The organism is Nocardioides nitrophenolicus (assembly GCF_016907515.1).
In the GTDB taxonomy this organism is placed as follows: Bacteria; Actinomycetota; Actinomycetes; order Propionibacteriales; family Nocardioidaceae; genus Nocardioides; species Nocardioides nitrophenolicus.
In genome coordinates, this window is the sequence record NZ_JAFBBY010000001.1 from 4,313,886 (window position 1) to 4,332,948 (window position 19,063).

Annotated in this window: 16 protein-coding genes; 5 read left to right on the plus strand and 11 right to left on the minus strand. The window is 72.7% G+C overall.

The window, feature by feature from the left end:
* Window positions 1-35: 35 nt before the first annotated feature.
* A complete protein-coding gene (locus JOD66_RS20765; protein ID WP_204838707.1) occupies window positions 36-839 on the minus strand; it encodes an SDR family NAD(P)-dependent oxidoreductase in 804 nt (267 codons plus the stop codon).
* Complete coding sequence (locus tag JOD66_RS20770) at window positions 836-1,564, minus strand: SDR family NAD(P)-dependent oxidoreductase (protein ID WP_204838708.1); 729 nt, start codon at window positions 1,562-1,564, stop codon at window positions 836-838. Before JOD66_RS20770 ends, JOD66_RS20765 begins: the two co-directional genes overlap by 4 nt.
* A 97-nt stretch (window positions 1,565-1,661) precedes the next feature.
* Here JOD66_RS20770 and JOD66_RS20775 point away from each other — a divergent pair, with 97 nt between their 5' ends.
* Genes JOD66_RS20775 through JOD66_RS20785 form a run of 3 tightly spaced genes read left to right on the plus strand, consistent with a single transcriptional unit; the run spans window position 1,662 to window position 4,539 of the window.
* Complete coding sequence (locus JOD66_RS20775; protein WP_204838709.1) at window positions 1,662-2,987, plus strand: flavin-containing monooxygenase; 1,326 nt, start codon at window positions 1,662-1,664, stop codon at window positions 2,985-2,987.
* Window positions 2,984-3,613, plus strand: a complete 630-nt coding sequence (locus JOD66_RS20780) for a TetR/AcrR family transcriptional regulator (protein ID WP_204838710.1) — start codon at window positions 2,984-2,986, stop codon at window positions 3,611-3,613. The genes JOD66_RS20775 and JOD66_RS20780 overlap by 4 nt, the downstream gene beginning before the upstream one ends.
* Entirely contained in the window at window positions 3,610-4,539 is a 930-nt protein-coding gene (locus JOD66_RS20785; RefSeq protein ID WP_204838711.1) for an alpha/beta hydrolase, read from the plus strand. The genes JOD66_RS20780 and JOD66_RS20785 overlap by 4 nt, the downstream gene beginning before the upstream one ends.
* A 175-nt stretch (window positions 4,540-4,714) precedes the next feature.
* On the opposite strand, the gene JOD66_RS20790 is transcribed toward JOD66_RS20785, so the two are convergent.
* The 8 genes from JOD66_RS20790 to JOD66_RS20825 all read right to left on the minus strand — a co-directional run bounded on the left by JOD66_RS20790 (window position 4,715) and on the right by JOD66_RS20825 (window position 13,460).
* Complete coding sequence (locus JOD66_RS20790) at window positions 4,715-5,389, minus strand: biliverdin-producing heme oxygenase (protein WP_204838712.1); 675 nt, start codon at window positions 5,387-5,389, stop codon at window positions 4,715-4,717.
* 147 nt (window positions 5,390-5,536) lie between these two features.
* Window positions 5,537-6,103, minus strand: coding sequence for a TetR/AcrR family transcriptional regulator (locus JOD66_RS20795; protein WP_204838713.1), 567 nt, complete (start codon window positions 6,101-6,103; stop codon window positions 5,537-5,539).
* 93 nt (window positions 6,104-6,196) lie between these two features.
* Window positions 6,197-7,897, minus strand: coding sequence for a hypothetical protein (locus JOD66_RS20800; RefSeq protein WP_204838714.1), 1,701 nt, complete (start codon window positions 7,895-7,897; stop codon window positions 6,197-6,199).
* Window positions 7,894-9,252, minus strand: a complete 1,359-nt coding sequence (locus tag JOD66_RS20805; protein ID WP_204838715.1) for a hypothetical protein — start codon at window positions 9,250-9,252, stop codon at window positions 7,894-7,896. Before JOD66_RS20805 ends, JOD66_RS20800 begins: the two co-directional genes overlap by 4 nt.
* Window positions 9,249-10,421, minus strand: coding sequence for a hypothetical protein (locus JOD66_RS20810; RefSeq protein WP_204838716.1), 1,173 nt, complete (start codon window positions 10,419-10,421; stop codon window positions 9,249-9,251). The genes JOD66_RS20805 and JOD66_RS20810 overlap by 4 nt, the downstream gene beginning before the upstream one ends.
* Window positions 10,418-11,218 carry a heme ABC transporter ATP-binding protein gene (locus JOD66_RS20815; protein WP_204838717.1) on the minus strand — a complete coding sequence of 267 codons (801 nt, stop codon included), beginning with the start codon at window positions 11,216-11,218 and terminating at the stop codon, window positions 10,418-10,420. Before JOD66_RS20815 ends, JOD66_RS20810 begins: the two co-directional genes overlap by 4 nt.
* Window positions 11,215-12,336 carry a FecCD family ABC transporter permease gene (locus JOD66_RS20820; protein WP_307823633.1) on the minus strand — a complete coding sequence of 374 codons (1,122 nt, stop codon included), beginning with the start codon at window positions 12,334-12,336 and terminating at the stop codon, window positions 11,215-11,217. Before JOD66_RS20820 ends, JOD66_RS20815 begins: the two co-directional genes overlap by 4 nt.
* On the minus strand, window positions 12,333-13,460 hold the full coding sequence (locus tag JOD66_RS20825) for a heme/hemin ABC transporter substrate-binding protein (RefSeq protein WP_204838718.1): 1,128 nt from the start codon (window positions 13,458-13,460) through the stop codon (window positions 12,333-12,335). The genes JOD66_RS20820 and JOD66_RS20825 overlap by 4 nt, the downstream gene beginning before the upstream one ends.
* A 409-nt stretch (window positions 13,461-13,869) precedes the next feature.
* Here JOD66_RS20825 and JOD66_RS20830 point away from each other — a divergent pair, with 409 nt between their 5' ends.
* A complete protein-coding gene (locus JOD66_RS20830) occupies window positions 13,870-14,370 on the plus strand; it encodes a hypothetical protein (RefSeq protein WP_204838719.1) in 501 nt (166 codons plus the stop codon).
* A gap of 79 nt (window positions 14,371-14,449) precedes the next feature.
* Window positions 14,450-18,073, plus strand: a complete 3,624-nt coding sequence (locus JOD66_RS20835) for an HtaA domain-containing protein (protein ID WP_204838720.1) — start codon at window positions 14,450-14,452, stop codon at window positions 18,071-18,073.
* Here the strand turns inward: JOD66_RS20835 and JOD66_RS20840 are convergent.
* Complete coding sequence (locus JOD66_RS20840; RefSeq protein ID WP_204838721.1) at window positions 18,054-19,013, minus strand: helix-turn-helix transcriptional regulator; 960 nt, start codon at window positions 19,011-19,013, stop codon at window positions 18,054-18,056. The genes JOD66_RS20835 and JOD66_RS20840 overlap by 20 nt on opposite strands.
* Window positions 19,014-19,063: the final 50 nt, after the last annotated feature.

Genomic DNA, 19,063 nt, shown 5'->3' on the forward strand with positions numbered 1-19,063 from the left:
CCAGACGTTAGCCGTCCGCGCCCGGCAACCCCAGCTCAGCCGACCCGGGCCCGCTGCCTGGCGACGAACCTGGTCGCCATCCGGTTCACCAGCACCGGTGCCAGCCGGCCGATCCGCCACGCGACCCGGGCCTGCCGCGGCTCGACCACGATCGCCTCGTCCGCGGCGACGGCGGCGAGCACCCGGCGGGCGAGCACGTCGGGGTCGACGGGGTGCTTGACGCCCTGGCCCTCGAGGTAGAAGTCGCGGCCCTTGAACGGCCCGATCTCGCCCTTGTCGAGGATCGGGGTGTCGACGGCGGCCGGGCAGACCACGGTGACGCCGACGCCGTGCGCGGCGGCCTCGGTGCGCAGCGCGAGGGAGAGGCCGACGACGGCGTGCTTGGTGGTGACGTACGACGTCATCAGCCCCGCCGCCATCAGCCCACCCATCGACGCGGTGTTGACGATGTGCCCGCCGCGCTGGCGGATCATCCGTGGGTAGGCCGCATGCACGCCGTGCACGACGCCGCGGACGTTGACGTCGATGATCGCGTCCCACTGCGCCAGGGTCAGCGACTCGGTGGCGCCGAGCCAGGTGATGCCGGCGTTGTTGACCATCAGGTCGAGCCGGCCGTGCTCCTCGACCACGGCCGCCACGGCCGCCTCGACGGACTCCGCCGAGGTGACGTCGACCTGGCGGGCGACGGCCGTCCCCGGTCCGCCGGCGGACCCGGAGACCAGCGCCGCCGCCTCGGGGTCCAGGTCCGCGCACACGACGTACGCGCCGTCGGCGACCAGGGCCCGGACCAGCGCGGCGCCGATGCCGGAGCCGCCGCCGGTGACGATCGCGGTCCTCACGAGAACGCCTTCTCCACCAGCCCGACCAGGTCGGGATAGCGGTTGAGGTGGGCGCCGCCGTTGATGTCGAGGGTCTCCCCGGTGATCCAGCGCGCGTCGTCGGAGAGCAGGAAGCGGATGGCGGCGGCGATCTCGAGCGGCTCGCCGGGGCGGCCGAGTGCGGTGTTGGCGAGGTAGTCCTCGCGCACGCCGGGGATGTCCATCGCGGGCGCGGTCAGCGGCGTGACGACCAGCCCGGGCGCGACCGCGTTGACCCGCACCCCGCGCGGACCGAGCTCCAGCGCGGTCACCTCGGTGAGCGCGACCAGACCGGCCTTGGCCGCGCAGTACGCCGCGAGACCGGTGCCGGGCTGCCGGGCGTTGAGCGAGGACAGCGACACCAGCGAGCCGCCGTCGGCAACCCGGCGCCCGGCATGCTTCAGGACCAGGAAGGCGCCGGTCAGGCAGACGTCGACGACTCGGCGCCACTCGGCGACGTCGTGGTCGACGACCCGCGCCAGGGTGCTCACACCGGCGCAGTTGACCACGCCGTGCAGCGTGCCGTGCTCGGCGAGGACCCCGTCGAAGAGCGCCTCGACCGAGGCCTCGTCGGTGACGTCGACGACGGCGTCGGCCGGCGTGCCGGGCAGGTCCGCGACGACCACGCGATGGCCGGCCGCGCGCAGCACCTGGGCGGTGGCCGCCCCGATCCCCGACGCGCCGCCGATGACGACCGATACCTGCATGGCCCTGCTCCTGACGTTCGTCTGAGTTTGTTGACACGTGTCAAATGACCGGCCTAATGTGACGCCGGTCACCGTGATCTGTCAAGGAGGACGTCGGATGCACCGACCCACCGTCGCCGTCATCGGAGCCGGCATCAGCGGGCTCACGACGAGCAAGATGCTGGCCGACTACGGCCTGGATTTCGCGACCTTCGAGTCCTCGGACCGGGTCGGGGGCAACTGGGCGTTCGGCAACCCCAACGGGCACAGCAGCGCCTACCGCTCGCTGCACATCGACACGTCCAAGCATCAGCTGTCCTTCAAGGACTTCCCGATGCCGGAGCACTATCCCGACTTCCCCCACCACACCCAGGTCAAGGAGTACCTCGACTCCTACGCCGACGCCTTCGACCTGCGCCGGCGCATCGAGTTCGAGAACGGCGTCGTGCACGCCCGGCGCCACCCCGAGGGCGGCTGGGAGCTGGAGACTCGGCGCACCGGCACCCGCCGCTTCGACGTGCTCGTCGTCGCCAACGGGCACCACTGGGACCCGCGCTTCGCCGACAAGCCGGGGGAGTTCACCGGGCTGACGATGCACTCGCACGCCTACATCGACCCGCGTACGCCGTACGACCTGACGGGCAAGCGGATCCTCATCATCGGCCTCGGCAACAGCGCCGCCGACATCGCGGTCGAGCTGTCCAGCAGGACGCTCGACAACGAGGTCGTCATCTCCACCCGCAGCAGCGCGTGGATCGTGCCGAAGTACTTCGCCGGCAAGCCGGCCGACAAGTACTACAAGACCTCGCCGCACATCCCGTTCGCGTGGCAGCGCAGGTTCGTCCAGATCATGCAGCCGATGACCGCCGGGCGGCCCGAGGACTACGGCCTGCCGACGCCCAACCACAGGTTCTTCGAGGCGCACCCCACGCAGTCGGTGGAGCTGCCGCTGCGGCTCGGGTCCGGCGACCTGCGCGCCAAGGGCGACATCGACAGCTTCGACGGTACGACGGTCCACTTCGCCGACGGCACCGCCGAGGACTTCGACGTGGTCGTCCACGCGACCGGCTACAACATCACCTTCCCGTTCTTCGACGAGGACCTGGTCAGCGCGCCGGAGAACCACATCCGGCTCTACAAGCGGATCTTCAAGCCCGGCATCGACGACCTCGCGTTCGTCGGCTTCGCCCAGGCCACGCCGACCCTGTTCCCGTTCGTCGAGTGCCAGACCCGGCTGGTGGCGGCCTGGCTGGTCGGCCGCTACGCGCCGCCGGACGAGGCGGAGATGGAGCGGGTCATCGACGAGGACCAGCACAAGTACACCGCCCACATGGTGCAGCGCCCGCGGCACACCCAGCAGCTCGACTACTTCCTCTACGAGCACGACCTGCGGGTCAAGGAGATCCCGGCCGGCCTGGCCCGGGCGAACGGAGCGTTGCGATGAGCGACGAGCGGCTGTGGGCGCGGATGGTCGACCGCCGCAGCGTCAACCGCGGCGACCAGCGCCGGGCCGCGCTGCTGGCGGCCCTCGACGAGCTGCTGCGCGAGCAGACGCTCGAGGAGGTCAACGTCGCCGAGATCTCCCGCCGCGCGGGGGTGACCCGGTCGGCGTTCTACTTCTACTTCGAGAGCAAGGCGACCGCCGTCCTGGCCCTGATGGCCGAGCTGTACGACGACGCCTCCGACGCCACCGACCTGCTGGTCAAGGCCGAGGGCGAGCCCCGCGACCGGATCCGCCGGGTGGTGGCGACCCTGTTCGACTCGGTCGACCGGACGCCCCACACCTACCGCGCGCTGCTCGAGGCGCGAGCCACCAGCCCCGCCGTCCGCGAGCTGTGGGACGCGGGCCGCGCGGAGTTCGCCGAGATGACGGCCGAGATGATCGGGCGGGAGCGGGCGACGGGCCGCGCGCCCCAGGGCGTCGACGCGCACGTGCTCGCCGCCGTGCTGCTCGACCTCAACGACCACGGCGTCGAGCGCCACGTCCTCGGCGTCGCGCCCGAGCGGGAGGCGCACATCGACGCGATCACCCACATCTGGATCCAGAGCATCTACGGGAGCCCGGCATGAGCACCACCTTCTCCTTCGACTCCGACGGCGTGCGCTGCGCGGCGACGCACTTCGCGGGTCCTGACGGCGCGCCCGTCGTCGTCCTCGCGCACGGGCTCGCCGGCACCCAGGACGCCGGCCTGTTCCCGTTCGCCGAGGCCTTCGCCGCCGCGGGTCTGCACGCGGTCACCTTCGACTACCGCGGCTTCGGCGCCTCCGAGGTCGCCGCCGGCGAGCCGCGCCAGGTCGTCTCGCTCGCGGGTCAGGTCGCCGACCTGCACGCCGCCGTCGCCGCGGCGACGCGGCTGCCCGGCGTGGACGTCCGTCGCGTGGTCCTGTGGGGCGTCTCGCTCGCCGGCGGACACGTCGTCTCGGTCGCGGCCGAGCGCTCCGACATCGTGGCCGTCGTCTCGGTCGTGCCGATGGTCGACGGCCTGGCCGCCGCCCGGCTCGCCACCCGGCACCACAGCGCCGGACAGCTGCTCGCCTCGACCGGGCGCGGCCTCGCGAGCGCCGTACGACGCAGGGCCGGCCGGGCGCCCGTGATGATGCCCGTCGTGGCGCATCCCGGCGAGCCCGGCGCGCTCACCCTGCCGGGTGCCTACGAGGACTACCTGGCGATCGCCGGCCCCACCTGGCGCAACGAGATCGCGGCGGACGTCGTCCTCGAGCTCGGCAGCCGGGCCCCTGCCAAGGCCGCGGCCCGGCTGGACGTCCCGTGGCTGGTGCAGGTCGCCGACTTCGACCGCAGTGCGCCGCCGCACGCCACCATGAGGGCGGCGGTCGCGGGGCGGGCCGAGGTCCGCCACTACCCGGGCGACCACTTCGACCTGTTCGCCGGCAAGCCGTGCCACGAGGCCGCGGTCGAGCACGCGGTGCACTTCCTGCGGCGCCGGGTCGGATCGCGCCTCGGCGCCGCCGACGCTCCGGAGGCGGTCGGAGGCTGACGCTGTCCGCGGCCTGCTGCACGCGCGGCGCCGGGCGGGTCGGCATGTAACACGCTGTCCGCTCCTCTACCCGCCGGTTCTCAGCAGATTCCGGCCGTTTCCAGGCTGATTTCTGCGGAAAGGCGCCGGGGAGTCGGGTGGACAGCGTGTTACAGCGGCGCTGGCCCGCCGACGCTCAGGCCGCGCGGTAGCGCTCGATCTGCCCGCCCAGCTCGTCGAACAGGGCCTGGTTGAGGCCGAAGACCGCCCTGACCTCGTCGACCACGCGCGCGACCTCGGCCGGCGACAGCTCGAGGCCGTCGAGGCGCGCGCGGTAGCCGTCCTTGTAGGGCTTCGGCTTGGGGATCTCCGGGAAGTCGTAGAAGCGCACGCCGGTGTCCTCGGGCAGGTCGAAGGTGCGCTGCAGCACCCGGCCGATCACCTGGCCGCCGGAGAGGTCGCCGAGGTAGCGGGTGTAGTGGTGCGCGACCAGCAGGCCGCCCCAGGCGGCGCCGGCCCGGATCCGCTCGACGTACGCCGTGGCGGCGGGGGAGTCGACGGACTCGGGGTCCACGCCGGGGGCCCAGTGGGCGAGGTCGGCGTCGATCGCGGCGAGACGGTCGAGGGCCGGGTCGTGGACGGCGGCGACGATCGCGTCGTCACGGTGCGCGGCGAGGACCTCCTCGAGGGCGGCGTAGACGCGGCGCAGGCGGAGCAGCAGGTCGGCGTACGCCTCGGCGGTGAGCCTGCCCTCGAGCAGCTCGGCCATGAACGTCGACCCCTCGGCGGCCTCGTGCTCGGCGCGCGAGCCCTCGCGCATGGCGCTCGACAGGGTCAGGTCCTCGTCGCGGACGGTGGTGGCGACGGACATGGCGGCAGCTCCTCGGGAGACGGCGAATCGTGGTGACGACATCTTGCTGACTAAGTGTCAGGAAGATGGAGGTCGCCTGTCAAGACGTGGAGCGCGATTTTTCTTAGGTTTGCCTAACTTCCAGGGGCGACGGTTGGTGACGACCTGTCAACTCATGTGTCCCAGGCCGCGGAGCACGAACTCCTCGACCGCGGCGAGCGGCAGCTGGCGGGTGGCGAGGGCGGCGTGCAGCAGCGAGATCGCGGACTTGCGGTCCGAGACCCGGAAGGCGCCCTCGGCGATGCCCTGGTCGAGGATCTCCTCGAGCACCTCCTCCACCGCGGCGACGTGGTCGTGGATCTTCTCCATCGCCTCCTCCGAGAGCAGGTGGTAGAGGATCCCGCCCATCCCGGTGTGGAACTGCTGGCCGGCCTGCAGCTGGTGGCGCAGGTAGACCCGGATCTTCGCGACCGGATCCGGCACCAGCGCCAGGTCGCGGCGCAGGTCGGCGAGGTAGTGCTGCGTCTCCTCGGTCGCGAAGGCGACCACGACCGCCTCCTTGTCGCGGAAGTGGTGGTAGATCGCGGTCCGCCCGATGTCGGCGCGGGCCGCGATCTGCGCCATCGTGATCGCGTCGAAGGACCGCTCGTCCATCAGCGTCGCGAAGGCGTCGAAGATCCTGCGTCGGACCAGGTCACGATGGGCAGGCACGGTCGGAGCGGCGATCTTCGGCACGGTTCGATTCTAGGCTTCCGGGGAGACGGGACCTGAGGTGTGACACGGCAGGACCGCCAGCCCGGGGGACCGGCGGCCCTGCCGCGAGATGGATCAGCGCTTGGCCTTGACCTTCACCTTGGTGACCGACGAGCCACCCGGGTAGGTCACGGTCACGGTGTGCTTGCCCGGAGCCAGCTTCGGCAGGGCCACCGTCGTGGTCCCCGAGGCGTCGACGGTCACCGTGATGGTCTTGGTGGCCTTCTTCTTCGCCTTCTTGCCCTTCGCCTTGGGCTTGGTCTGCTTGACCACGACCGTCACCTGCTGCCCGGCGAGACCGGTGGAGGTGATGGTGACCGAGCCCTTCTTGCCCTTGGCGTTGGGCTTCTTGGTCACCGCGAGGGTGGCCGAGGGGGCCGGCTGCGGCTGGGGCTTGGTCTCGGGCTGGGGCTCCGTGGCCGGGTCGGCGAAGGAGATCGGCGAGTAGGTCTCGAAGGACGGCAGGTCGGTCTTGCGGGTGAAGGTGAACACGCCGGTCAGACCGCCGGGGTTGGCGGCGAAGGCGTCGAACGCGGCCTTCGACACCGTGAACGTCACCTCGAATCGTCCGGTCGCGTCGAGCGGGATGAGGCTGCCGGCCTGCGCGGCGAGCGCCGGGTTGGTGTGGTCGGCCGGGGGGAGGGCCCACTTCTGGGTGAGGTTGTCACGTCCCGTACCGCTGCCCGAGGGCCGCCACACGTTGGAGAAGCGGCCGAGGGCCACGTAGACGCCGCCGCTCGAGAGGCCCGACGGGTTCGCCGGCGCGGCCGACAGGGCCGGGTCGAAGCCGGTGCCGGTCACCGTGACCTGGTGCTCGCCCGTAGTGGGGACGGACTCCGCCGACAGGGAGACAGCCGGGGCGTCGGCGAACGAGACCGAGAGCGGCAGGGCGGGCTTGCGGACGTCAGCCGCGCCACCGGTGGAGTACCAGTACGGACCGCCGCCGGTCTGCTGCACCCAGTCGACGAAGCCCTGCGGGAAGGAGCCCAGGTTCGCCGGAGTGCCGGCCTGCGGTGCCGCGCCCGCGGGGGCGTCGTACTCGACGCCGAGGTAGTCGGGCGTGACGGTGAGTCCGTCCTCGGTGACCTCCACGTCGGTGAGCGTCGCCAGCGTGACCTCGGCCTCCGGGAGCGGGCTCCACTGGGTCATGTCCGTCTGCGAGGTGGCGTAGCCGCTGAGCGTGGCGGTCACGGTGCCGCTGCCGTCGGCCGCGACCGTGAGCTCGGGGTCGGACACGTAGAAGAAGGTCATGCCCGAGTAGTAGATGACGGTCGCGTCGCCGTCCCACTGGATCGACGCGGTGTTGGCAACCGGGTCGAGGGTGCCCGTGCCCTGGCGGAAGACCAGCTCGTTCTCGCCGTACACGCCATTGCCGGTCGTGCCGTTGGTGCCGGTCGTGTCCTGACGGGTGCCGTTGAAGCTGGTGGGGGCGTAGCCGCCGCCGACCTGGAGGTCCTCGATAGTGACATTGCCCGCGGTGTTCGTCCAGTTCGCCGCGGCGCCGTTGGTCCAGGTCGCTCCGTTGTTGGCGGAGGTCAGCGTCGCGCCACCGGCGCCCGGGTTGCCGATCTTGCCGGCCGACATCAGGTTCCAGGTGCCGGGAGCGAAGCCCGCGCTGCCCGCCTCCTTGTTGATGCCCCAGCGGAAGACGGCGTCGTCGACGCTCACCTCCGCCGCGTGTGCGGAGGATGCGGTGGCGACGCCGAGGACGGACAGTCCGGTGGCGGTGAGAGCAGCGGCGGCGATGCCGGCGATGCCTCTACGTGCGCTCTTCATCGGTTTCCTTTCAGGATTCTCATCAAGGGGGTGGACAGGGTGAGTCCGACGGCTCCCAGCAGGAGGAGGGATCCGAGGACCCACTCCCAGGCGCGACCGGTCGGACCGGTCGGCTCCGCGGAGGCGGGGGCGGAGGTGAGGGCGTAGGCGACGGGCGGTTGGTAGCGGGTCGTCGGGAGGGCCCCGGCTTCAGGCGCTCCTGCCGCCGTCGCCAGGACCTGACGAGGTAGGGCGGGAGCGGCGGACTGGGCCACGGGCGCGGAAGCACCCGAGGGCGACGCGGCCGGAGGCTTCTTGCCCGCCTTGTTCTTCGGCTCCTTGCCGGCCTTGGGCGGCGCCACGGCAGGCACGTCCGGCAGGATCGCGCTACCGGCGTCCCAGCTGATCGTCACGGGTTTCGCGACCTTGTAGGCATCCCCGGCGCCGCCGGAGGAGTACCAATAGGCGGCCGAGCCGGCCTTCTCGACGAACTCCAGGAAGCGCGCGGGGAAGGCGCCGAAGTACGGTCCTTCGACCTGCGGGTAGGTGCCCCGGACGTCCACACCGAGGTACCGGGGCGTGGAGGTGAAGCCCAGCGCCTCCGACAGCTGGGCTGTCCCGATGCCGTCGAGAACGGCGATGGTGACCTGCTCCGGGGTGAGTGGCTCCCACTTCGTCTGGTCCTCCATCGAGCTGGCGAAGCCGGTCGCTGTCGCGGCGATGGTGGCTGTGCCGTTATCGACGGTGAGGACGGGATCGCTGAGGCTGAAGAAGGTCATCCCGGAGTAGTAGAAGAGCGTGAACGCCCCGCTCCAGGAGATCCGGGCCGTGCCCGCAGCCGCATCGACCTGGCCGGAACCGCCGGTGATGACGACCTCGTGCTCGCTGAACCGGCCGCTCGTCGCGCTGCCGAGCTCGGCGCCGTAGCGGTCCGTCTTCAGGCCGGCGAGGTCGGCCTGCCTGCGTCCCGAGGTCGTGATCTTCTCGATCCGCACCGCGCCGCTCGACGCCTGCCAGGCGACGGCGCCGGTCGTGGGCCACTTGCCCTCGGCGTTGATGACCTGACCTCCCTTGCCCGGGTCGGGAGCCTTGCCGGCCGAGAGGAAGTTGAAGGTGCCCGGCGCGAAGGCGCGGTTGTTGCTCTCGTCGTTGACGCCCCATCGGAGCTCGGCGTTCGTGACCGTCCGGGCGGGATCGGTCGTGGGTTCGCTCGTGGGTTCGCTCGTGGGTTCGGTCGGGGTCTCGGTCGGGGTCTCGGTCGGGGTCTCGGTCGGGGTCTCGGTCGGCTCGTCGGCCGCCGTCGCCGCGGACACCAGCGCCCCGGCGCCGAGCACGAGGCAGCACACGGCGAGCAGGACCGCGAGCACCCGCCTCATGCCGCGGCTCCCGCGGTCGTACGCCGGCGCAGCAGCAGCCGGACGGCGAGCCCGCCCAGCGCCAGCAGGAAGAGGCAGCCGGCGAGGACCAGGAAGACCCGGCTCGCGCTCGCGTCCTCCTCGGAGTCGGCGGCGACGGCGTCCTGGTCGCCGGGGGTCGCGTCGGCCGGCCGGACGGCGAAGCGCTCGGTGGCCTGGCCGCCGGTCGCGGCCCCGGTGAGCCGGAGCTCGTGGGTGCCGGCCGCCAGGTCGGCGGGCAGGGGCAGGATGCCGGCCACCTCGCCGGAGGGCCCGGCGATCATCGGGCCGATGCCGGCGACGCCGTCGTCGAGGACGCCGAGCACCTGCTCGCCGGGCCGGAAGCCGGTGGCGGTGAAGGCGAGGGTGTTGCCGACCTTGGCGGTGAGCCGGTCGGTCGTCAGCGTGGGCGCGCCCGCGGCGGCCGGGGCCCCCGCCTCCGGTGCCGTCGCCTCCGGCGCGGCCGCTGCCGAGCCGCTCGCCTCCGGTGCCGTACCGGACTGGTCCGTGGTCTGCGGGGGAGTGGCCGCATCGGAGGGGCCGGCGGGCGCGGCCTCGTAGACATCGGTGAAGCGCACCGGCGTGAACGTCTCGTTGGCGGGGCTCTTCACGCCGTGGGCGCCGATGGTGATCACGCCGCAGGTGACCTTGGTGCAGTCGACCGTCGACACCTTGCCGGTGCGGTCGACGCTCTGGAAGGTCGGTCCGGGCACGGTCAGGGTGACCGTGAACGAGCCGTTCTTGCCGAGGACCGCGTTGGCCTCGGTCGCCGTCGAGCTGCCGGGGAAGGCGATGAACTTCAGGTAGCCCTGGTTGGTGGCGGCGTTCTCGCCGTCGGGGATGTAGCGGTAGTCGGAGCCGGTGACGCCACCCTTCGACGGCTTCCACGAGCCGCCGCGTGCGTCGTCGACCCAGCCGAACATCAGGTACACGCCGCCGAAGCCGCCCTTGACCACCTGGAAGCCGGTCCCTTTGATGGTCAGCTCGGTGCGGTACTTCGTGTCGGCGGCGGCCGTGCCCCGGTCGTTGGTGACGCTGATCCGGGCCGCCGCCGAGGCGGGCGCGGCCGTCGTCGCCGTCAGTACGCCGACCAGGCCGCTGGCGACCAGGGCGAGGCCCAGCAGGCGGCGGGTCAGGGAGCTCGGGTTCATGCGGTCTCCTCCCGGGTGACCAGCGCGCGCCGGTCGGCGAGCACCAGCAGGTCGCCGGTGCCGGGGTGGGTCAGGACGTCGATCGGGTGGTCGTAGACGAGGCTCAGCAGGGGTGCGGTGAAGACGTCGGCGGGCGCACCCTCCGCCGCGACCCGGCCGTGGTGCAGCAGCGCGACCCGGTCGGACCAGGCGGCGGCGAGACTGAGGTCGTGGAGGACGACGACCACGGCGGCGCCGGCCGCGGCCTGGCTGCGGGCCTGGGCGAGCACCGACTCCTGGTGTCCGATGTCGAGCGCCGCGGTCGGCTCGTCGAGGAGCAGGACGCCGGTGCGCTGGGCGAGCACCCGGGCGAAGGAGGTGCGGCCCTTCTCCCCGCCGGAGAGCAGCCCGAAGGACTGCCCGGCGAGGTGCTCGATGTCGGCGATCGCCATCGCCTCGGCCACCACCCGGTCGTCGTCGTCCTCCTCGGCGCACCCGCGCCAGGGCGCCCGGCCCATCCGGACCACGTCGACGGCGGGGAAGGGGAAGGAGATCCGGTGCTCCTGGGTGAGCACCGATCGCTCGCGCGACATCTCCCGCAGCCTCCACTCGCCCAGCGCGCGGCCCTCGAGCCGCACGGTGCCGGCGTCGGGGGCGATGTCGCCGGCCAGCACCGAGAGCAGCGTGGACTTGCCGGCGCCATTGGGACCGACGAGCGCGAGCACCTCTCCGCGACGGACGTCCAGGTCGACCGCGTCGAGCACGGGGCGTCGGCCGAAGCTGAGGGTGACCCCGTGCGCGCTGAGGGCGGCGGTCATGCCCAGCCTCCCGACGTACGACGGGTGCGGCGCAGCAGCCAGAAGAAGAACGGCCCGCCGACCAGCGAGGTGAGCATGCCGAGCGGCAGGTCGGTGTAGGCGACCGCGGTGCGCGCGACCGTGTCGGCGCAGATCAGCACCAGTGCGCCGGCGAGGAAGGAGGCGACCAGCAGCACCCGGTGGCCGGGCCCGGTGACCATCCGCACCAGGTGGGGCACGACCAGGCCGACGAAGGCGACGATGCCGCAGAAGCTGACCGCGGCCGCGGTCAGCAGGGCGACCACGACGATGAGGAGGACCCGCAGCCGCTCCACGTTGACGCCGAGGTGGCGCGCCGAGCGCTCCCCGAGGGCGAGCAGGTCGAGGCTGCGGGCGCAGGCGAGCGCGACGGCGACGCCGACGGCGGCGAGCGGGGCCACCACGACGACGTAGGCCCAGCGGCTGCCGTTGAGACTGCCGAGCTGCCAGAACACGATCGACTCGCGGGCCTGGGTGTCGCCGACGAACATCAGCAGCGCTAGCAGTGCGCCGGCGACGGCGTTGACCGCGATGCCGGTGAGGACCAGGGTGACCACCTCGGTGCGCCCGTTGGAGCGGGAGAGGGCGTAGACGAGCAGGGTGGTGACCAGGCCGCCGAGGAAGGCGCAGATCGGGATCGACCAGTCGCCGGCGAAGCGCAGGCTGAACACGATCGCGATCGCGGCGGCGACCGCGGCGCCCGACGAGACGCCGACGACGCTCGGCTCGGCGAGCGGGTTGCCGAAGACGCCCTGCATGGCGGCGCCCGCCACGGCGAGCGATCCGCCGACGATGACGGCCATGGCGATCCGGGAGAAGCGGACGTTCCAGAGCGTGTACTCGCCGCGCGGATGGCTCGGCAGCGACCCGAGGTCGAGGCCGAGGCGGTGCGCGATCGAGCCGAGGATCTCGTCGGTCGGGATCTGCAGCTGCCCGGATCCGCCGGCGACCAGGGTCGCGGCGACCAGGGCGAGTCCCAGGCCGGCGTACAGCAGGACGACGCGGCGCCGCCGGCGCCGGTCGAGGTGCCGGGTGCCGGCGGTCCCGCGGCTGGTCGCGGGCTCCGAGCGGACGGCCGGTCCGGGCACCGTCGCGGTCACAGCAGGTCCTCGGCCGGCAGGCTGTCCGGCGCGTAGAGCGCCACGGCGAGCGCGTTGAGGACGTCGGCGGTGCGGGGGCCGAAGCTGAGGATCTGGGAGTCGTCCATGGCGATGACGCGACGGTTCTCGCCGGCCGGCGTCTGCGCCAGCGCGGGGAACTGGTCGAGCAGGCCGTCGACGCCGCCGACCGAGTCGAGGCCCTTGCTCATCATCACCACGACGTCGGGCTGCGCCTTGATCAGGCCCTCGTCGTTGACCGGCTTCATGCCGTCCCAGCCGATCTCGCTGCTGACGTCGTAGCCGCCGACCGCGGAGATCAGGGCGTCCGCGCCGGAGCCGCGGCCGAACATGTAGTAGACGTTCGCCTGCCCGCGCACGTACAGGAAGATGGTCCGCAGCTGGCCGGTCACGTCCGTCGGCGCGACGGTCGCGATCTGGGCGCGGACGGCGTCCGCCTCCTCGGTGATCCGCTGCCCGAGCGCCTTGCCCTGCTCGGGCACGCCGAGCGCGGCGGCGACCTCCTGGGTGAGGGAGGCGAGGTTGTCGAAGCTGCGCTCCCCGTCGACGACCACGACCGGGATGCCGGCGTCGCGCACCTGCAGCACGACGTTCCACGGGCCGAGGGAGGTGTCGGTGATGAGCACGCTGGGGTCCAGCTCGAGGATCGCCTCGGCGTTGAGCTCGTGACCGTTCTGGGTGACCAGGGGCCGGTCCTCGATCTCCTCGTACGACGACGACACGTCGCGGCCCACGATGCTGTCGCCGAGGCCCAGCTCGAAGACGGTCTGGGAGAGCGTGCCGTAGATGTCGAGCGCGAGGATCCGGCTGGTGTCCTCGACGGTCACCTCGGTGCCCTGGGCGTCGGTCACCGTCGCGGGCAGCGTCGGCGTCGGGTTCTCCTCGATCGGCCGGATCTCGGGCTCGGGCAGGTTCACGTCGACCGCGCCCTGCCAGGAGCGCGGGTCGTCGAGCGGCGTGACGTCGGCGACCGAGGGCACGGCGGTCCCGGGCCGCTCCTCGTCAGCTCCCTGGGCGCCGCCGAGGACCGGCCCGCAGGCGGTGAGGGCGAGCACGCCGAGGACGGCGGCGAGGGTGCGGGCGAGGCGGGTGGTGCGCGGGACCATGCAGGTGCTCTTTGCTGTCAGAGTGTCAACATCTCGGGATGAGGTGACCCTAACACAGCACTTAGGCTCACCTAATCTCGACCGCAGAACCCTGTCTTTTAGCGACATCTGAGCGGGCGGCGCCGCGCGCGCGGTTCTGACGAATTGTCAACGAGGCGCTTGACGACCCTCGGCAATTCGGTAAGGCTTACCTTACTCGGGCGTCGAGGTCGGTGCCAACCCGGCTGCGGCGTCCGAGCGAACCGGCCGCGCGGCGTACTCCGCCGCGACGGGGGACCGGGGCGCCGAACTTTCGCAGGGAACAGCGCCCCGGCCGACCCAGCGGCCGTCCACGGCCGCGCTCGCGCACGGCCGGACAAGGGAATCGGCCACCGGGCTGGTTCCGATCCTAGAGAAGGAGAAGAACCCCATGAGGTCCACCTCGAACCGTCGTACGCCGCTGCGTGCGCTCTCGGTCCTCGCCGCCACCGTCGCGGCCACCGCGATCGGCGTCTCCGCCCCGGCCGCGCACGCCTCCGACACCAGCGACGCCGACAACGTCACGCTGTCGCCGGCGTCGAGCAGCTACACCGACACCCAGACGGTGACGGTCACCCAGTCCGGCCTGGCCGCCAGCACCGAATACACGGTCAGCGTGTGCGAGTACACGACCTACTCCTTCCTGCTCCTGGCCAAGATCCCGGCCTGCGGTGCGACCAGCCAGGTCGACACGACGACCAGCGCCTCCGGCGTGCTCACCGTCACCGGCTTCCAGCTGCTGGCCCAGGACGACAACGCGCACGACTTCCTGTTCGGCCAGCCGGCGCGGATCGACTGCGCCGCGAAGTTGTGCGAGGTCGTCATCACGCCGACCCACAGCGGCAGCAGCGGCTCGTACGCCGGCGACAGCGCCGAGTTCAACGTCTCCTGACCCGCAGCCGAGGGGTGCGGGATCGGGCCCGCACCCCTCGGCCGTGGTCGCCCGCTCCGACTCCCGAAGGTCCGCTCGCATGAAACGCCTCGTCCTCACCCTCCTCTCGCTCGTGCTGGCGCTCGCCGGCCTCTCCACCGTCGTGCCGGCACCCACCGCCCGGGCGGTGGCCACCGACCTCACCTCCGGCACCGTGAGCTGGGGGATCAAGGCGTCCTGGCGGAGCTACATCGGCGCCGCCAACACGATCACCGGTGACGGCGCCACCGTCACCGGTGTGACGGGCAATGTGCCCGACGGCTTCGACTTCCCGGTCCTGTCGGGCAGCTACGACGACCAGAGCCGGACGACGGTGCTCCACCTGGGCGGCTGGGTGCGCTTCCGGGCCTACCGGAACGACTCGGGCAGCTACGCCCTCGACTCGACCTTCAAGGACCTCGAGGTGCGGATCGGGCCGGAGGCCCAGGAGATCCGCGGCACCTACGTCGGCTACACCCGGGACGACCCGGGCGGCGCGCTGCACGAGGACGTCGACGTCGTCCTGGCGACGCTCGACGTCGCGGGCGCGGCCGGCACCAGCTTCGAGGCCGGACACACGGCCTGGGACGCGATCCCGAGCCAGGGTGGGGCGGGGCAGACGCTGTACGCCCCGGGCACCACCTTCGACCCGGTGAGCATCGAGTACGACGGTCCCGGCGGCCTGCCCGACCTGGCCGAGCGCTTCGACCAGCCCGGCGTACCGGTGCTGACCGAGGGCGCCCGCTGGTCCAGCGGCAGCACCGTCTCCGGCGGCAACAACGCCCAGCGCGCGTTGGAGGTCTCGGCGCGGGGCGACGTCGTCTACGCGATTCAGTTCGACGCGGCCCACGGCGCCCAGAACCTGGTCTTCACCGCGCTCGACGCGCAGGACCTGACGCCGGTCGGGACGCCCTACACCCAGGTGATGACCGCGACCGGCAACACCGGCCGCTTCCTGCGGACCGCCCTCGACCCGGAGACCGACACCCTGTTCTACGTGACCGCCAAGGACGGCGCCGCGCAGGACGAGGTCACCCTGCGCACCCTGCGCTTCGACCGGCTGAGCGGCGCCTTCGTCCCCGGCGTGGTAGGCGTGATCGCGACCACCGCCTCTCCTGCGGTCGGCAACCTGGTCTGGCACGACGCGGCCGGTGAGCTCGGCGTGCTCGTGTCGACGGCCCCCACCGCGACCGAGGAGGAGCCCTACCGGCTGGTCCGGGTGCACCCGTCGGGCGAGGGGTGGGACGTGAGCCGGTCACCGGTCCGGTGGCCGGAGAGCGGCGACTTCCCCGGCGGCTGGCACCTGTCGCGGCTCACCGCGGCCAGCACGTCCAACGGGATGAGCGCCACCCTGGCGCCCTTCGGCGACGACTCTTACGTCCTGGCGACGAGCACCACCAGCATCCGGGTCGACGGGGTCGACCGCTACGCGCCCGCGTTCCGGCTGCGGCCGACGGGCGACGGCGCGGTCGAGGTCTCCGGCATCGCGGGGACCACGGCGCGGCCCTTCGACGAGACCGGCACGGTCTCCTACGGCTGGACCGCCGCCAGCGCGGGGCCGGACGGCTCCGCGTACCTGCACGGACTCAACCAGCGCCTCGACGACTACCAGCGCGTCGACCTCGTCGACGGTGCGGCCGTCGCCCGCCCGGCCGTCGAGGGAGAGCCGATCCCGCTCTACCTCGAGTACGGCATCCTGACCTCCCGGACCGCCGAGATGCTGGCCTACGACGCCGAGCGGAACCTGCTCTGGGCCGGCGACATCGCCGACCCCGAGGGGCGCACGCTCAAGCTGGTCGACGACTCCGGCACCCTGGCCGGCTACCGGGTCGCGGAGTTCACCGGCACGGGCGGAGGCGCCATGGTGATCGAGACCGGCGTCGACGGCTCGCTCTACGTGCCGGTCCAGTCGAACACCGCACCGCGCGAGTTCGGCTACCGGCGGATGGTCTTCGAGGGCATCGCGCCCACGGTCACGACCCAGCCCGAGGACGTCTCCGTCGAGCTGGCCCGGGACGAGGCGAGCCGCGAGGTCGCCGTCACCGCCGCGATCGACGCCGACCTCGGCGGGGACCTGCAGTGGCAGGCCCGCGGACCCGGGGAGGCCCGGTTCAAGGACGTCGCGGGTGCCACCTCCGCCACGCTGCGGGTGGCCGCCACGCCGACGGCCGGCGGGTCGACGTACCGGCTGAAGGTGACCAACGACGCCGGCACCGTGGTCTCCGAGGAGGCGGCGCTCGCGGTCACCTATGCGCCGCGGTTCGTGCTCGACGCCCGCAGCCAGAGCGTCACCGAAGGCGCGGACGCGACCTTCCTCGCTCATGCCCAGGCCGGTCCGGCGCTCACGTCGGTGGTCTGGCAGCGCCGGGTCGGCGGCTACTGGCAGACCATCCCCGAGGACGACGACAACGTGGTCGTCGCGACCGCCGAGGGGGTCTCGTCGCTCACTGTCGTCGACGCCAATGTCGACCAGTCCGGCTCGCTCTTCCGGGCCAAGGCGGTCAACCCGGTCGGCACGACGTACTCGGCCGCCGCGAAGCTGACCGTCACGCCGAAGCGGGCGGTGCCCGCTGCCGGTCTCGCCCTCGACGGGGTGACCCTCGACTGGTCGGGCAGCGAGGAGCTGCAGTCCGCGCCGCCGTTCGGCGGCTCCAACTACCTCTCCGCCGGCGTCTCGGACGGCGACCAGACCAGCTACCGCGCCGCCGCCGGCGGCGTGACCGTCGTGCACCGGACCGCCGACGGCACCGAGGCCCCCGCCACCTGGGCGACCCGTGCGGCGCCGGTCGCCGGTGGGGTGGAGCAGCTCGTGCGGCTCGCGGACGGGCACGCCGAGCTCGCCGCCGACGGCTCGGGCACGGTGCGCTGGCAGGGCACCTTCAGCGTCAACTTCTACGGCGGACTGGTGCCCTTCTGGCTCTCCGCCCCGGAGCTCGTCGTCGCCGCCGACGGCACCGGCACCCTCACCGCGGACGTCGACGGCTACGGCTCCAGCATGGCGGACCCGCAGCAGCGCACCCCGCTCGACGCCGTCGCCGACGTACCGATCGCGACCTTCGCCGACGTCGAGATCGACCCGGCCGGCGCGGTCACGGTGGTCCCCGACTACGCCGGCGTCGCCGTGGACCTGCCCGCCGACGCGACCCCGCAGAACCGCACCGTCGCCGGCTGGGGCGCCTGGCCGCAGGGCTTCGTCGACGTCCACCTGGCCACCGGGCTGGAGTCGTACTGGTACTCGTCGGGTGGCGCGGCCGACGCCAAGAAGGCGCCCGCGCCCTTCGTCGTCGACTTCACCGACGCCGAGGAGGTCGCGGCCGCCCCGGAGCCCGCGCCGGGGCCGGGAACGTCGGGCGAGCAGCCGGCCACGGTGACACCGGTCGTGACCCTGACCGTGGGCAAGGCCCGGGTCGGCCGGAAGGCCACCGCGCGGGTGAGCGTCGCGCTGCCCGCCGGCGCGGCCTACTCCGGGCAGGTCGTGGTCCGCTCGGGCAACCGGGTGCTCGCCGCGCGGCGGGTCGTCGCGCTCGGCTCGGGTGACCCGGTCACCCTCACCCTCGGCAAGCGGGTGATCCGTCGGCTGGGCGTGGGCCGGCACTTCCTCACCGCGACCGCGGCCGCCGGCACCCCGACCGCGGCGGCGAGCAGCGAGGTCGTGGTGCTGCGGGTCAGGAAGGCGAGGCGCTAGCCGCGATCCGCGCGGAGAGCCGGCCGAGCAGCTCGCCCAGCTCGGCCGGCTGCTCGACCTCGAAGTCGCAGTCGAAGTTGGCGAGGATCAGGACCGGCCAGTCCAGGGTGTCGGTGTTGAGCGTCATCCGGCAGGTGCCGTCGCCGAGGTCGTCGACCGTGCCCCACCGGTCCATGTACGCCGCGACGTCGGCCGCCGGCGCGACCATCCGGACCCGGACCAGGTGGCGCTGGGGCTGCGTGCTCAGTCCGCGGCGCACGTAGGTCACCGCGTCGCCGCCGGGGATCTCGCGAGGACGGAACCGCTGCCCGCTGGTCGCGGGCACCTCCGCGACCCGGTCGACGCGGAACGAGCGCCAGTCCTGCCGGTCGCGGTCGTACGCCGCGAGGTACCACCGCCGCCCGAGGTTGACCAGCCGGTGCGGCTCCACCCGCCGGGTGCTCGCCGTGCCGTCGGCGGCGGTGTAGGCGAAGGTCACCACCTCGTCGTCGCGGCAGGCCTGGGCGAGCGTGGTCAGCACGGCCGGGTCGAGCACCGGTCCGCCCGACCACGGCAGCCCCTCGGTCTGCGACTGCAGGGCGGCCATCCGGCGCCGCAGCCGCGGCGGCATCAGCGCGATCACCTTGGTCAGCGCCTGCAGCGTGGTGTCCTCGAAGCCGGGCACGCCGCCGTTGGCCGCGGTGCGCAGGCCGACGGCGATCGCCACCGCCTCCTCGTCCTCGAGCAGGAGCGGGGGCAGCGCCCCGCCCGCGCGGAGCTGGTAGCCACCGGCGGCACCGCGGACCGCGTCGACGTCGTACCCGAGGTCGCGGAGGCGGTCGACGTCGCGGCGCAGCGTGCGGTCGCTGACCTCGAGCCGGTCGGCGAGCTCGCCGCCGGTCCAGAACCGGTGGGTCTGGAGGAGGGAGAGAAGCCGCAGCATCCGGGCGCTCGTGCTCATGTTCCCCGAGACTAGATCAGAATCAGGACAGAACCTGACCGGATTCGTTC

Excerpts from the sequence above, each read along its gene's own strand:
- JOD66_RS20770 (WP_204838708.1), bottom strand. The coding sequence starts at position 1,564 with ATGCAGGTATCGGTCGTCATCGGCGGCGCGTCGGGGATCGGGGCGGCC.
- JOD66_RS20775 (WP_204838709.1), top strand. The coding sequence starts at position 1,662 with ATGCACCGACCCACCGTCGCCGTCATCGGAGCCGGCATCAGCGGGCTC.
- JOD66_RS20780 (WP_204838710.1), top strand. The coding sequence starts at position 2,984 with ATGAGCGACGAGCGGCTGTGGGCGCGGATGGTCGACCGCCGCAGCGTC.
- JOD66_RS20785 (WP_204838711.1), top strand. The coding sequence starts at position 3,610 with ATGAGCACCACCTTCTCCTTCGACTCCGACGGCGTGCGCTGCGCGGCG.
- JOD66_RS20790 (WP_204838712.1), bottom strand. The coding sequence starts at position 5,389 with ATGTCCGTCGCCACCACCGTCCGCGACGAGGACCTGACCCTGTCGAGC.
- JOD66_RS20800 (WP_204838714.1), bottom strand. The coding sequence starts at position 7,897 with ATGAAGAGCGCACGTAGAGGCATCGCCGGCATCGCCGCCGCTGCTCTC.
- JOD66_RS20805 (WP_204838715.1), bottom strand. The coding sequence starts at position 9,252 with ATGAGGCGGGTGCTCGCGGTCCTGCTCGCCGTGTGCTGCCTCGTGCTC.
- JOD66_RS20810 (WP_204838716.1), bottom strand. The coding sequence starts at position 10,421 with ATGAACCCGAGCTCCCTGACCCGCCGCCTGCTGGGCCTCGCCCTGGTC.
- JOD66_RS20815 (WP_204838717.1), bottom strand. The coding sequence starts at position 11,218 with ATGACCGCCGCCCTCAGCGCGCACGGGGTCACCCTCAGCTTCGGCCGA.
- JOD66_RS20825 (WP_204838718.1), bottom strand. The coding sequence starts at position 13,460 with ATGGTCCCGCGCACCACCCGCCTCGCCCGCACCCTCGCCGCCGTCCTC.
- JOD66_RS20830 (WP_204838719.1), top strand. The coding sequence starts at position 13,870 with ATGAGGTCCACCTCGAACCGTCGTACGCCGCTGCGTGCGCTCTCGGTC.
- JOD66_RS20835 (WP_204838720.1), top strand. The coding sequence starts at position 14,450 with ATGAAACGCCTCGTCCTCACCCTCCTCTCGCTCGTGCTGGCGCTCGCC.
- JOD66_RS20840 (WP_204838721.1), bottom strand. The coding sequence starts at position 19,013 with ATGAGCACGAGCGCCCGGATGCTGCGGCTTCTCTCCCTCCTCCAGACC.